Annotated in this window: 11 protein-coding genes; all 11 read right to left on the reverse strand. The window is 53.3% G+C overall.

All coding sequences use genetic code 11. The annotated features are described in order from the left end of the window. Window positions 1–8: 8 nt before the first annotated feature. Entirely contained in the window at window positions 9–1,445 is a 1,437-nt protein-coding gene (locus tag MHM84_RS14560; protein ID WP_239267079.1) for an undecaprenyl-phosphate glucose phosphotransferase, read from the reverse strand. Between the two features lie 54 nt (window positions 1,446–1,499). After that, complete coding sequence (locus tag MHM84_RS14565; RefSeq protein ID WP_239267080.1) at window positions 1,500–2,903, reverse strand: mannose-1-phosphate guanylyltransferase/mannose-6-phosphate isomerase; 1,404 nt, start codon at window positions 2,901–2,903, stop codon at window positions 1,500–1,502. A 94-nt stretch (window positions 2,904–2,997) separates the two neighbouring features. Next, the gene (locus MHM84_RS14570) at window positions 2,998–3,903 is read right to left on the reverse strand and encodes a beta-1,6-N-acetylglucosaminyltransferase (protein WP_275445784.1); all 906 of its coding nucleotides are present in this window, start codon (window positions 3,901–3,903) and stop codon (window positions 2,998–3,000) included. A 40-nt stretch (window positions 3,904–3,943) separates the two neighbouring features. Further along, window positions 3,944–5,158 carry a hypothetical protein gene (locus MHM84_RS14575; protein ID WP_239267082.1) on the reverse strand — a complete coding sequence of 405 codons (1,215 nt, stop codon included), beginning with the start codon at window positions 5,156–5,158 and terminating at the stop codon, window positions 3,944–3,946. Window positions 5,159–5,237: 79 nt separating this feature from the next. Continuing rightward, window positions 5,238–5,699: a GDP-mannose mannosyl hydrolase gene (locus MHM84_RS14580; protein WP_239267083.1), complete on the reverse strand. Its 462-nt coding sequence runs from the start codon at window positions 5,697–5,699 to the stop codon at window positions 5,238–5,240. Further along, a complete protein-coding gene (locus MHM84_RS14585) occupies window positions 5,699–6,910 on the reverse strand; it encodes a glycosyltransferase WbuB (protein WP_239267084.1) in 1,212 nt (403 codons plus the stop codon). Before MHM84_RS14585 ends, MHM84_RS14580 begins: the two co-directional genes overlap by 1 nt. Then, on the reverse strand, window positions 6,885–7,886 hold the full coding sequence (locus MHM84_RS14590; protein WP_239267085.1) for a GDP-L-fucose synthase: 1,002 nt from the start codon (window positions 7,884–7,886) through the stop codon (window positions 6,885–6,887). The genes MHM84_RS14585 and MHM84_RS14590 overlap by 26 nt, the downstream gene beginning before the upstream one ends. A 2-nt stretch (window positions 7,887–7,888) precedes the next feature. Then, a complete protein-coding gene (gmd, locus tag MHM84_RS14595; RefSeq protein WP_239267086.1) occupies window positions 7,889–9,010 on the reverse strand; it encodes a GDP-mannose 4,6-dehydratase in 1,122 nt (373 codons plus the stop codon). 57 nt (window positions 9,011–9,067) lie between these two features. After that, window positions 9,068–10,357 (reverse strand): glycosyltransferase family 4 protein, encoded by a 1,290-nt coding sequence (locus tag MHM84_RS14600; protein ID WP_239267087.1) that lies wholly within the window; start codon window positions 10,355–10,357, stop codon window positions 9,068–9,070. 15 nt (window positions 10,358–10,372) lie between these two features. Next, window positions 10,373–11,266, reverse strand: a complete 894-nt coding sequence (locus MHM84_RS14605; RefSeq protein WP_239267088.1) for a glycosyltransferase — start codon at window positions 11,264–11,266, stop codon at window positions 10,373–10,375. A gap of 57 nt (window positions 11,267–11,323) precedes the next feature. Next, entirely contained in the window at window positions 11,324–13,606 is a 2,283-nt protein-coding gene (locus tag MHM84_RS14610) for a polysaccharide biosynthesis tyrosine autokinase (protein WP_239267089.1), read from the reverse strand. Between the last annotated feature and the right edge of the window lie 92 nt (window positions 13,607–13,698).

The raw sequence follows: 13,698 nt of genomic DNA on the forward strand, positions 1-13,698 counted from the left end.
AAGGCACATTAATATGCGTTCTTGTCGAAAAAGCCCTTGAATGCGGTAATAAATATAATTTTCAAATCGAAAGCTAGACTCCAATGGCGAATATAGTCATGGTCGAGTTCGACTCGCTTCTGCATCTTCTCAAGCGTATCGGTTTCGCCGCGCCAACCGTTGATCTGTGCCCATCCAGTGATTCCGGGCTTGACCTTGTGACGTAACATATAGCCATGAATCAGACCGCGATACTGTTCATTGTGCGCTACCGCATGCGGCCTTGGTCCGACGATGGACATTCTGCCCTGCAGGACATTGATGAACTGCGGCAGTTCATCCAGGGATGTTCGTCTCAGGAACGCCCCCACCGGGGTTATTCTGCTGTCGTAGCGCGTAGCCTGGGTGACCACCGACCCATCTTCCATGACCTTCATGGTACGAAACTTATAGACCTTGATCGGACGGCCATCGAGACCATAGCGGGTCTGCTTGAACAGGACGGGCCCGGCAGAGGTGAATTTGACCGCCAGAGCAATCAACAACATGGGCAATGACACGATCCCCAGTATCACCAGGCTGAGCACGATATCCTCGACGCGCTTCAACGAACCTGTTGGCCCATAGGCCGGCGAATCGTAAATGCTGACCGTCACCACGTCATTGATCGGCTCGACCCGGGAATACATCAAATCGGAAACCAGCAGATCCGGAATCAGAAACAGGGAGACCGTCGTATCTGCGAGTGCTTCGATCAGTTCACGGATATCCGCTTCACGACTCATTTCCCATGTGACGTAGGCCCGGTCGATCTGGCCATTGCGAGCAAGCCGAATCAATTCCTGGACATCGAGGACATTCAGGACTGTGCTGTCGGCCTCGACTCCTGTCCGCAGCTTGTCATATTGGCCCACGACCCTGAATCCCATCCAGGGGGCCGCCTCGAAGCCTTTTTTCAAACGCTCCGCGGAAGGGCTGCATCCGACGATCGCCACATTATGGTTATTGAGCCCAAGCTCCCTCAGACGATGGAGAAACAGGCGCAGCAAACCGCGATAACACAGCATGCCCATGCCCACCACGGCGCCCCAGGGCAGCAACACATTGCGTACATGCGCTTCGTCGCTAAATAGCAATAGTGCAGCAAGCGCAACGCAACTGAAGGACAAAAACCATACCAGCGCCACTTGAAGCAATTCACGTGCCAGGGAATAGACACGCCACGAACCGTAAAAACTAAGATAACTCGCACCCGCATGGTAAAGAATCCAGCCGATACAACCATAAAGCAGTAGCCATTCCAGGCCAGCGAATTCCGACTGGTACATACCGATGACCAGAATTCCTCCTAACATCAAGACGAAATCCAGAATTCGTAGAAGCGACCCGAAATTCGTCGATGACTGGCGAGAAATGTCTCTATTGTTCTGTTCCAGCAAAAAAGGTCTTTTGGTTAATGTATCCATTGCTTGTCCCTGCCTCACTTCCCTGAAATTTCATGCACGCCATAGTTGGCGAGGTCAGAGGCGTCCGTAATTATCTTGGAGACGCACGATATCGTCCTCGCCGAGATAGGAGCCCGACTGAACTTCGATCAGTTCCAGGGGAATCACGCCTGGATTCCTTAATGCATGAACCTGACCGATAGGGATGTATGTCGACTCATTTTCCGTGACGAGATATGTCCTTTCTCCTGCAGTGACTTCAGCGGTGCCCGAGACCACGACCCAATGTTCTGCACGATGGTGATGCATCTGGACGGAAAGCTTGGCACCCGGCGCCACGGTAATGCATTTGACCTGGTAACGGCCGCCTTTACCCATGCAGTCGTACTTACCCCAAGGCCGATAGACTTCACGGTGATTCTCGTACTCGGGCCGACCTTCCTGCTGGAGTCGCTCGACGATCTTCTTGACCAGCTGCGCCTTGTCCCGGTGAGCGACGAGCACGGCGTCCTTGGTCTCGACGATCATAAGATCCTCGATACCGACCGTGGCAACCAGGCGGCTCTCGGCACGCACTAGGGTCCGCTGGGTGTCCACCATCAATACGTCGCCTGATTGGCAGTTGCCTTCCGTACTCCTCTCGCTCACCTCCCATAGCGAAGACCAAGAGCCGACATCACTCCAGCAAGCCTCGAGAGGCACGACTGCGGCACTGTCGGTGTTTTCCATGACGGCATAATCGATGGAGACATTCGGGCTCGCCTCGAATGCCTCGGCATCGATGCGTAGAAAGCCGAAATCCTCGTTCAAGCCACCCATGGCAGCCTGACATGCCTCGAGAATGGCCGGTGCATGCGTGGAGAGTTCTTCCAGGTAGCGACTCGCCCGGAAAAGGAACATGCCACTATTCCAATAGTATTCCCCCGACGCTACATAGGTAGCCGCCGTATCGGCATCCGGTTTTTCGGTAAACCGCTTGACCTTGGCACCCTGCATTAACGGTTGTCCTCGCTGGATGTAACCGTATCCGGTCTCGCCGTGCGTCGGTACGACTCCGAATGTCACCAGGAAACCTTGCTCGGCCAATGGGATGGCCTGTTCGATCGCTTCATGAAACTTGGCCACATCCTGGATGAGGTGGTCGGCCGACAGGACCAGAAGCAGCGGGTCGCTAGCCTCGCTGAGGGCCGACATGGCCGCAAGAGCAATGGCCGGCGCCGTATTTCGCCCGAAAGGTTCCAATAGAATGCTTGCTTGTGTCAGTTCGACCTGTCGCAACTGCTCGGCCACCAGAAAGCGATGTTCTTCATTGCAGATGATCAAGGGAGATTCATGTTCGAGCCCCTCCAATCGAGACAGGGTTTGTTGAAGCATCGTCAGGCAGCCGTTCAAGGCCAGGAATTGCTTGGGACGAAGCTTTCGTGACAAGGGCCAGAGACGTGAGCCGGAGCCGCCGGCTAGGATAACGGGAGTCAGCACAGTAAAAATCCTTTTTTAATCGACGAAAGTACAATCAGGTAAACCTGTCGGGCCGTTAAACTGCTCTGCTTACTTTTAATTCGGTTATTTATGACTATGCAGTCTCTTGATGCAGCTCACTGGATTTTTCGGTAAAGAAGTGCAGAGCATCCATGTCGATATCCTGCCTGACCTTACGTGCAAAAAGCATCGCACTGCTCTTTATTCGCTTAAAGTCACTTTCATCCAACGTTCTCGGGTAGTCGGGCCCGCTTTTCCAGTCGATATACCGAAAGCTATCCGAGTAAGCCCAGTCATTATGGTAAACCTTCTGTCTAAAAGGCGAATCCATCAAGATGGTATGAAAGAAAATTTCGTCACAACAAAAAGACTCCTGAAAAGCTCTACGGTACTCCGGATTATTATTGACATAGTCCAAAACAAAACACGAAAAATCATAAGTTATAGTAAACCAAGAAGTTCCCTTGTATAACTCAGGAAGCTTTTTGTAAAACGAATTTTTATACAGACCCAGCCGACAACCTAGTCCATGGAGTCTAACCTTGAACTTTTCCAGCGGATTTTTTTCTTTTTTAAAACAGCATTTCGGATAGCGATATTTTACACGTTCAAGGGGATCGACATAGCTAAACCTCTCGTCCTGGTAGGCAATCAACTCATGCCCCTTGAGACGATTTAGACAACCAACTATCTGATCGTTGCTGACAGCCGGTATATCATCCCCTGAGATAAGAAACAAGTAATCGAACTTTTCCTTTACGGCGGCCCGTAGCAGACTCAGGGTAGCATCGACTTGAGTCACACTCCCCCAGGCCACATTGACCCTATCACCCACGAAAAAAATATTACATCCCCTAAACTCTTCCATGAACGGCTGGATATCGCTTTTACCATCCACATGGATATAGATGCGGTTACTTTCGAAACTCGATAGATAGCTGACTGTGAATCTCAAGGGATTGGTCATTCTATGACACAAGATACAATACGCAATTTTCATTCTCGCTCACATCCCTGATACTGCATTTACGTTTGTCGTTCTAATGGGTAAGCATTTTTCTTAGCACTGGCATGCTAAAGGCGTAAAGCGATGACAAAAATATCATGTAATAAACCAAACGGGCTGCTGAGCGCAGCGGATATTGGACGCAAAGTATGGTAAACACGAAGACAAAAGAAGAGATCACGACCCAAAGAAAGAAGTTTCGCTGATAACTATAGCGCTCCATTATGGCTATCACGAAGCCGCAAGCGAAGAAGAAGGCAATGCCACCCCAGTAACTTTCGTTATAAAGTATTGCAAAAGCACTGTATGGTGCAGTGCCTATCAGATTATCGAAGCTGACTGGAATGTTGTATAGAAAGCTAGGAAGCGGGCTTAGCGAATAAGGAATAACGTTGACAAGATGATAAGGGACCTCAATGGCATAGGTCAGGACACCAACCGAGAACGATAGAATATAATTAATAGTATAAACGACGGCATCGATATCAAACCATGCAAGCAATGCCATCAAATTAGGCATGATACCCTGTACAGGCAGGTTGCGAGAGTCAAGTGCAAATGCACTAAGCCACAATCCAAGAAACGCGAAAAAGATTAGCTCGGGTTTGACGATCTTGCCTTTTCTCATGAACGTGCCGATCAGATAAAAGGCGATCAAGACGAGGGAAGATCGTGAACTCGTAGCAACAATTATCAACATTGCAGCAAGTAATAGAGCAATTCTAAGGAAGCGGCTTCTGAGCAACCCGATCGCTAAAGACGAGAAAGGCAGGATAACGGAAGAAATCACCATGCCGATCTGAAACGGAAACACGGGCCGATAGATGGTACGGTGCAAAAGATTATCAAGCCCGTACGAAGGTACAAACATTACGAACCATATCGCTGCCGTTACCAATAGTTGCATCTGGCCCAGATTTCCCAACTTCATCACGAGTTTGCCGGGCAAATCACTCTCTGCATGAAAGCCGGGATTTTCTCTGACCAGCAGGCTGCCGAGCACAAACGCACCTGCACATAAGACAAAATAAATAATGGCACGCTCAACGTTTTTCGCTTGCGCATACTCAAGGAAATCGAAAGGCATATCGACCGAGAAGCTGAAGAAGCGCCATCCAACCCAGGTATACAGTGCCGAGCAAAACAGTAGCGCTGGAAACACTAGAAGAAACCTGCCTTGTCTTTTGTATAGCAAATATATCAGCACTGCGCATTGAATTAATATCAAGGCAATAAACAACGTATTCAAGGCAATTCTCCTCTCCCGAAAGCCAAGCTCAACAAGGGCGTTCCCTGATCGAAGCTAACAGTCAGCAGAAAATAGATTTTTATTTTACGTAGGCCTGGGTATATTCATGAACTTCAGGCGATGAGGTCATTTCGTCGCGACGCCACCAGCGGTAGTCGCTATGCTGTATGGCTGGCGGCACCAAATTAAAATCGTCGGGAAGAAACATTGAATATCCCAGTACCACATAATGGGTATCAGGCATTTCCTCTTCCTTACCAAATACACTATCGCGATAGAAGTGCTCGTAGATACCCATCAGCCTGGCTTGGCGGCGAGTAAACACTTGGCCGAGTTCATATTTGGTAATTCGTTGAAACGCCTCGTCCAATGGCTCGTTTTTCTGGATACGTCCTCCCGGGACGAACCAGAATCCCTGCGCAGGTCGGTTGAGCCGCCGTCCCAGAAGGATTCGACCCTCCCGGTTTCTTATCACGAGATCGATGGAGACCAAGGGTGTAGACTCGACCACGGTCCGGAATGTCTGCTCGCTGAGCCACATTAGACGACCTCTGCCAGAAAGCGCGTGAGTATCTTGTCCTTGTCGAGAAACTCCTGAGCGTAACCGGTGGCGATGACGTTCTTTTCGGGCATGGCCAGGGTATGCTCGATGCCTTCGATCAAGGCATCCACCGATTCCGGCTCGACGCGTACCGCTATTCCAGCATACTCACTGCATAACATGCCCAGGTTGGTCTGCGAATCGGCCGTAATCACGGCATTGCCGCCGACAGCAAGGATGTTGGTCAGCTTGGAGGGAAGCACAGCATCGGCAACGCCAATCTTCTGAACCACGAGATGGCAATCGGCGGACGCCAGCAGCTCGGGTAATACGTCGTAAGGCTGCAGGGGGGCAAAAATCACGTTGTCCAGATCATATTGCTTGGCTAAGTCGACCAAGCGTCCCTTGCCAGCCCCATCGCCAACGATGAGAAAGACGAGTTCGGTACGTGCTCGCATCCTCCGGGCGGCTTCAATGACATTTTCCAGCCCTTGCTTGGCCCCTATCGTTCCTGAATAGAGTAAGACTTTTCTGCTAGGGTCCACCCCCAGCGTCTCGAGCAGTGCAGATGAACGCTGGACATCCTTGAAGCGGGAAATCTCCGACCAGTTGGGGAAGAAACACAGCTTTTCTTTTGGTACCCCTTTCTGCTCCGCCCTTTGCAGCATATTGATGGAAACGGCGGACACTTTATCGAAAGCTTTGAATATCGTCTTTTCGAGCCAGTACGCTATGCGTTTCAGCCCCTTGCCCTTAGCCATGCCCAACCCGAACATGGCATCCACTTCATAGTCGTGAATATGGATCACGGCCCTGGCCTTACACAACTTGGCAGTTAGCAGCGCCTGGGGCGCGCAAAAAAGTGTCGGTACCAGCAGAATGACCAGGTCCGGCTTCCAGCGCAATTGGGCCAGCACGACGGGCAGCGACGATAGCGAGAAACTGGCCAAATGCAGGATCCGCTTCAACGCACTTGGGCGGCTAGGTACATATAGGGGACAACGCGTGACCGTTACCCCCTCCTCACGGCTCCTGCGGTAACCGTGGGCAGCATAGCCTGGCCAGACTTTCCAATCGGGATAGTAAGGCGGTGCGGTAACGACCCGCACCTCATGCCCACGTGCCGCCCACCAACGGGCCATTTCCCCGCTGTATTTGCCGATTCCCGTAAGCTCGGGACTGTAATTAATTGCATACAGAAGTATTTTCATCGCTTCGCTCGCTGTTCTGCCTGTTCTTTCGATACCACTCGCAAGTGCTCCTCAGTCCTGCTTCCAACGAGGTACTGGCTGCCCAGCCCAACTCACTGAGGCGCGACACTTCCAGCAGCTTGCGCGGCGCTCCGTCCGGCTTGGAGGTATCAAAGACCAGGCGTCCCTCGAAGCCCGTCACCTGCATCAGGGTTTCGGCCAGCTTGCGAATCGTACAATCCATTCCCGTGCCGACATTGATATGCGAGCACATGGGCAAGGTATGGGTACGGTAGGCTTTACGACTCAGTTCCATCACGAAGACGCAGGCCTGGGCCATATCCTCCACGTACAAGAACTCGCGCCGGGGACTCCCGCTGCCCCAGATCACCATCTCATGTGCCCCTGCCTCGATGGCTTCATAAAAGCGACGTATCAATGCCGGGATGACATGGCTGTTTTCGGGATGGAAGTTATCTCCCGGTCCGTACAGGTTGGTCGGCATGACACTGCGGTAGTCCCGGTCATGCTGACGGTTGTAGCTTTCGCACAACTTGATGCCGGCGATCTTGGCAACGGCATAGGGCTCGTTGGTGGGTTCCAGCCTCTCGGACAGCAAGGCTTCTTCACGCAGCGGTTGCGAGGCATGCTTGGGATAGATGCAGGACGAGCCCAGAAACAGCAACCTTTCCACTCCCGAGCGGTGCGCCGCCTGAATGACGTTCAATTCGATTCTGAGGTTGTCGGTAATGAAATCGGCCGGATAGGTATTGTTGGCCTGTATCCCTCCTACCTTGGCCGCCGCCAGATAGACCTGGTCGATGCGATGCGCCTGGAAGAACGCATCCACTGCATGCTGATCGGTCAGATCGAGTTCATCGCGGGATGCCGTGAGGATATTGCGGTATCCCTTCTGCACGAGCTGACGGACGATGGCCGAGCCCACCATGCCGCGATGCCCCGCTACGAAGACACATTGGTCCTGAAGTCGAGTCATGCTCAGCCCTCCACAGCGATGGGCATATAATGTCCATGCTGCTTAAGGAAGGCATGGCGTTGAGCGATCTTGAGATCCTCCCGGACCATTTCGGCGCAGAGCTGCTGAACGCTGATTTCCGGCACCCAGCCCAGCTTGTCGCGCGCCTGGGACGGATCCCCGAGCAAGGTTTCCACTTCGGCGGGACGAAAATAGCGCGGATCGACCCTGACGATGACATCGCCGACCCGAACGCCAGGTGCTTTGTCGCCTTTTACCGCTTCGACCACCGCATGTTCCTTGACCCCGACGCTCTCGAAACGCAGCGTGATACCCAGTTCGGCCGCCGTCCAGAGAATGAAATCGCGCACGGAGTACTGCACCCCGGTTGCGATCACGAAATCGTCGGGGTGGGGTTGTTGTAGCATCATCCATTGCATGCGCACGTAATCTTTGGCATGTCCCCAGTCCCTAAGCGAATCCATGTTACCCATGAACAGGCACTGTTCCAGCCCTTGCGCTATGTTGGCCATGCCACGAGTAATCTTGCGGGTCACGAAGGTTTCACCGCGCCGCGGCGACTCATGATTGAAGAGGATTCCGTTACACGCATACATGCCATAGGCTTCACGGTAATTGACGGTGATCCAGTAGGCGTAAAGCTTGGCGACCGCATAGGGTGAACGCGGATAGAACGGCGTCGTTTCACGCTGGGGAATTTCCTGTACCAAGCCATACAGTTCAGACGTCGACGCTTGGTAGAAGCGAGTCTTCTCACCCAGGCCAAGGATGCGGATGGCCTCTAGCAGACGTAGCGTGCCCAAGCCATCCACATCGGCGGTATACTCGGGCGACTCGAAGCTAACGGCAACATGCGACTGCGCGCCCAGATTGTAAACTTCGTCGGGTTGGACTTCTTGCAGGATACGCATCAAGTTGGAAGAGTCCGTCAGGTCTCCATAATGAAGAACGAGGTTCTGGTTCTCGATATGCGGATCCTGATAAATATGATCGATTCTCTGTGTATTGAAAGATGATGCACGACGTTTTATACCATGTACCTCATATCCCTTCTCTAGAAGAAGCTCGGCGAGGTATGAACCATCCTGCCCTGAAATCCCTGTAATCAACGCTCTCTTTTGCATGATCTCTCCATCACTTCCCTATGTTTCAAAAATCAACAATAGTCCTGAAGATCCCCATCAGGACTTTACGGCAGCCAAACACTCTGCCGATTTCTTGTTGTTCAACAGCCGGTCCTGATAAAACGACAAATATTTGTTAGCCACCGATATTTCATCAAACTCCTCGACAATCTTTCTTCTTGCATTAGCGCAAAGGGCGCCATGCTTCTTGTTGAGTACGACCCAGCGGATGCCTTCTGCCAAACTCGATGGATCGCCAGGCAATGCCAGGTACCCGGTTTTGAGATGTTCGACCATGTCGCTGTTACCGCCGATATCAAAGCAGACGACGGGCGTACCACACGCCAGAGACTCCATGATGGCGTTGGATAGGTTTTCCTGTAACGAGGGCACAACCATGACATCCGCCGCGCTGTAGGTGGCCTGCAATCGCTTGTCGTCGCCAATGTTGCCCAAGTAATGAATCGGCATGCCGATATCCGGCTTATCGGCAGGTTCGCTACTGCCGAATACCATGACTTCGGCTTCCTCGTTACGTAGGTCGAGTGCGCGCAGTGCCTGGATAAGTTCTTGATAGCCTTTACGGGGGTCATCGGTGGCGGACATGGCGCCGAACAAGATCAATTTCTTGTGCTGCGGAAGGCTCAACCGTTTCCTGGCCAGGCTCTTTTCCAGAGGAGAAAACGCACTGATATTGATGGGATTGGGCAGGTTGACCTTGGGCACGCCGACCATGGCCTTTGACCTGCCTGCCATTCGCAGCATCCAGCGACTCAGGCCTACGATAGCCACATCGCGCTTGCTGCTGAATAGGACCATCTTTCGCCTCATGACTTTGTGGCTAAGATCGTTCCGGTGGTTGCTGTTGAGTAGCGGGCAGTTTCCACATCCCTCGATAAAGCGTCCACAGTGCTGATCATAGTGGCAGCCCCCGGTAAAGGCCCACATATCATGCAGTGACCAAACGACCGGTTTATTTATCTTGGCAAGATCTTCAATGGAAAGCCCGCCGCCATGAATCCAGTGAATATGAACGATATCGGCATTGGAGGCATTGATATCTTTTACCAGTGAGTCATTGTCCGGCATTCCTGCCGAGAACATGACTTTTGCCTTTGCTTTCAGCGTACCCGGCAAACGGTCCTGGGCGACACGCATTAAATATCTGGCTTTTTCCCAAGGCAACATACGCTTCTTGTAAATGCTGCGGTAATCCACTTCTACACCGACCAGCGGTAATGCCTTGGCAAGGCGAAAAGCAGCACGAGCCGCTCCTCCCTTATCATAATAAGAATTCAGCATTAATATTTTCATGTCGTCCCTGACCGCCAATTCAATGATTTTCAAACACGGCAAAAATGCTCAAGCCTTACTGCCACCAGCCGTTCTCATGAGGTTTCTGAGCAATAGGAAGAGCGCAGGAAACTGGCTACGCGCCAAATGCTTCGAAAGTGGATAACAAGTGCGAGTGTTGATGTTTGCCAGGACGAAGCCTAGGGTTAGCGGCAGCTCGCTCTGCACTCGGTCCTGAACGGCCAAGGACTGACGGTGACGGCGCGATAGCAAGCTGCCGTGTTTATCGACAAACTGATGATAGCCGGCACTGACTTTGGCGGGGTTACTGATCCGCCCGAGTTCATGGCCGACATGCCATCGATAAGTGCATTTCTCGACCTTGTAACCTGAGCCGAACGCTTGGGTGAGACGAACCCACAGGTCATAGTCCTGCCAGGAGGAAAATCGCTCATCGAAACCTCCCACGGCCCTAAGATGTTCCGTCCGGGTAAAGACTTGATTACCCGCCATGTTGAAGTGCAACAGCTTGTCGAGCGTGATTTCGCCTCGCGTCTCGAGCGACTCGAACGAGACGTTACCGTCATCGACGATCTTGCCGGCACTCAGGTAGGCATACCTATCCAGTTGCCGGCTTTCGAGAAAGGCACGCAAGCGGTCCGGCAGGAACTCATCGTCGTCGTCTAGTCCGGTGATATAGTTCCCGTCCGCGGCCTCGATCATCCTGTTGCGGGCATGGCAGGCTCCGCGTGACTCCGGCTCATTGAAGAACACTAGGTCCGAGAAGCGCTGACGGTACTCCTCGATCACCGCGACGACCCGAGACTTGTTCTCGGCACTGGAGCCATCGTCGCAAACCAACACTTGAAACGCCTTGTGCTGTTGCTTCACGAGGGAGTTCAGCGCCCGCTTGAGGAACTCCGGTCGATTCCGCGTCGGAATGTACACACTGACAGTTTTCATCGGATACCCTGGAGATTTCGCGTTGCTGCCGGCCAAGGCCGCTGGTAGGCGTAACGATCACTTGTAGGCGTAGTTGTAATAGCCATAGCCATAAGCATTGGCCGCCTTGCGCTCCATGGCATTGAGGATCGCTCCCTTGACCCTGACGCCTGCGGTTTCCAGACGACGCCTTGCCAAGTCGATCTCCTTGACCGAGTTGAGCTGGAAACGTGCTACCAACAGCGTCGTGCTGACGTGCTTGCCAATGATGGCGGCATCGGTGACGGCCAGGATGGGCGGGGAGTCGATGATCACCAGGTCATAATGCTGGTCGACGAACTCCAGCAGTTCCGTGAATCGAGCGGTGTCGAGCAATTCGGCCGGGTTGGGCGGTGCAGCGCCGCGGGCGATGTAATGCAGGTAATCCATGCCATCGGCAACGCGAATCATCTCCTCCACCGGTTGCCTATCACTGAGGATGTCGCTGAGACCACCATCGGGACGCGTGCCGAAGACGCTATGCAGATGCCCCTTGCGCATATCGCCGTCGATAACCAGGACACGTTGCCCCGCCTGTGCGCAGACCGCCGCCAGGTTGACCGTCACGAAGCTCTTGCCAATGCCCGGACTCGGCCCAGTCACCAGGATGCGATTGTCGCTACTATCCAACATGGCGAAATGCAGGCTGGTCCGCAGACCACGCAGGGCCTCGACCGAGATATCGGCGGGGTTTCGCTTGGCCAGCAACCCGGCAGTGATCGTGTCGCTACGGCCATTCTCCCGACGAATGAAGCGGTTGAGCTTCTGCTGATCCTCGGATAACGGCACCGTGGCATAAACCGGCATATCGAGGTGTTCGAGCTCATCAGGCGTTTCGATGCCCCGGTTAAAGGCGGCGTGCAGCAGGACCCCCCCAACCGACACCATACCGCCCAGCATGGTGGCTACCAGCACGATGAATTTCTTGCCGGGCGCTACAGGTTCCGGGTACACCTCGGCCATATCGAGGATGCGCACGTTGCCGACAGTACTCGCTTCGGCAATCTGCATCTCTTGCACCTTGTTGCGTAACGCGACGTAAATTTCCTGGTTCACTTCCACATCGCGTTGCATGCGCAGAATTTCCTGCTGCGTCTGGGGAAGGTTATTGACCTTTCGCTCGAGATTGACCTTCTCCTTGTTCAGCTGGCTTTTCTTCTCCAGCAGCGCAGCATAGGTCGGGTGGCTGGGCGTGAAGCGGCGCGAAATTTCCGCCTCGGCGAACTCCAGCTCATTCAATTGGGATTCAAGATTGACCATACGTTCGAGAATCGAGCTGGTCTCCATCGTCAGGTCTACGCTGTCTCGCTCGGTCCGGTAGGTGTTGAGCTTGTCCTCGGCGGAGCGCAGTTCATCGTGCACTGTCGGCACTTGACTATCCAGAAAGTCGAGGCTCTTGCGGGCTTCTTCCGACTGGCGCTGAATATTCTGGGCGACATAAATGTCGGCGACGGTACTCAATGTCGTGGCGGCCTGCTTGGAATCGGCCCCGGTCAGTGCCCAACTCAGAATGCCGGTTTCCTGGCCACGCTCGGTGACGCTCAGGCTGCTGCGCAAGTTATTGATGGCTCTCAAGCGACGCAGGTGCGTAAGTTCGAAGGTGGCACCGCGCGGGGCATTGATGGCGGCTACCGTCAAGCCAACGTCGCCGTTCAGAAATTCCTCGTCCATGCCGACGCGACCTTCGCCTACACGCTGCTCTTCATAAATCAGCGCGTAGCGCTGGTCGTCGAGCACTTCAAGCGTGAACGTCTCGTCCAGATAGTCGTCGGCGACCGGCATGGCTTTTACATCGATCGTTTCACCCGACCAGATGTAGCCCCAGTCCAGGGAGAACTCGGGCAGCTCTACCCCCAGCCAGTCAAGAAATCCGCTGACCACCGGCAAACTCGCAACCTTGGCATGGTCCCAGTCGGTTACGAAGGTTGGCCGCTCTACCCCTAGACGGTTCATGAAACCACCGACCAACGGCACTTGCTTGGGCTCCACGATAAGATCGAGATTGAGGATATCCACGGCACGCCCCAGCACCATACGGGAGCGGATGATCTCGATTTCCGACTCCGAGGGCGGCTCCTTGCCCAGCAGGCTGGTGACTTCATTGAGCGGATTCACATTCTGCTGATCGTCCTCTATCTGAACCAGAGCGTCGGCCTGGTAGATAGGCGTGGCCAGCAAGGCGTAGACGATGCCGATAATGGCGAATAACGAGGTGACGGAAATGATCACCCACTTGTGATCGATCAGGATGCCAAGCGTACGCGCGAAGTCGATATCGCCGTTTTCCTGAGTCAAGCGGTTAGGAGACGGATTCTGTTTCATGGGCATTACCAAAGGGACAGGACGAAATGTTTGAGAACCCATGCGGGGAGTTCATTTCCCCGCATGGCGTTTTCATGTGAGCCTTCAGGCCC

This window comes from Halomonas sp. McH1-25, from assembly GCF_022348165.1.
Taxonomy (GTDB): Bacteria; Pseudomonadota; Gammaproteobacteria; order Pseudomonadales; family Halomonadaceae; genus Modicisalibacter.

What these genes read in the sequence shown, in the direction of transcription:
- MHM84_RS14560 (WP_239267079.1), bottom strand. Translation starts at nt 1,445, where the DNA reads ATGGATACATTAACCAAAAGACCTTTTTTGCTGGAACAGAACAATAGA.
- MHM84_RS14580 (WP_239267083.1), bottom strand. Translation starts at nt 5,699, where the DNA reads ATGTGGCTCAGCGAGCAGACATTCCGGACCGTGGTCGAGTCTACACCC.
- MHM84_RS14610 (WP_239267089.1), bottom strand. Translation starts at nt 13,606, where the DNA reads ATGAAACAGAATCCGTCTCCTAACCGCTTGACTCAGGAAAACGGCGAT.
- gmd (WP_239267086.1), bottom strand. Translation starts at nt 9,010, where the DNA reads ATGCAAAAGAGAGCGTTGATTACAGGGATTTCAGGGCAGGATGGTTCA.
- MHM84_RS14585 (WP_239267084.1), bottom strand. Translation starts at nt 6,910, where the DNA reads ATGAAAATACTTCTGTATGCAATTAATTACAGTCCCGAGCTTACGGGA.
- MHM84_RS14605 (WP_239267088.1), bottom strand. Translation starts at nt 11,266, where the DNA reads ATGAAAACTGTCAGTGTGTACATTCCGACGCGGAATCGACCGGAGTTC.
- MHM84_RS14590 (WP_239267085.1), bottom strand. Translation starts at nt 7,886, where the DNA reads ATGACTCGACTTCAGGACCAATGTGTCTTCGTAGCGGGGCATCGCGGC.
- MHM84_RS14570 (WP_275445784.1), bottom strand. Translation starts at nt 3,903, where the DNA reads ATGAAAATTGCGTATTGTATCTTGTGTCATAGAATGACCAATCCCTTG.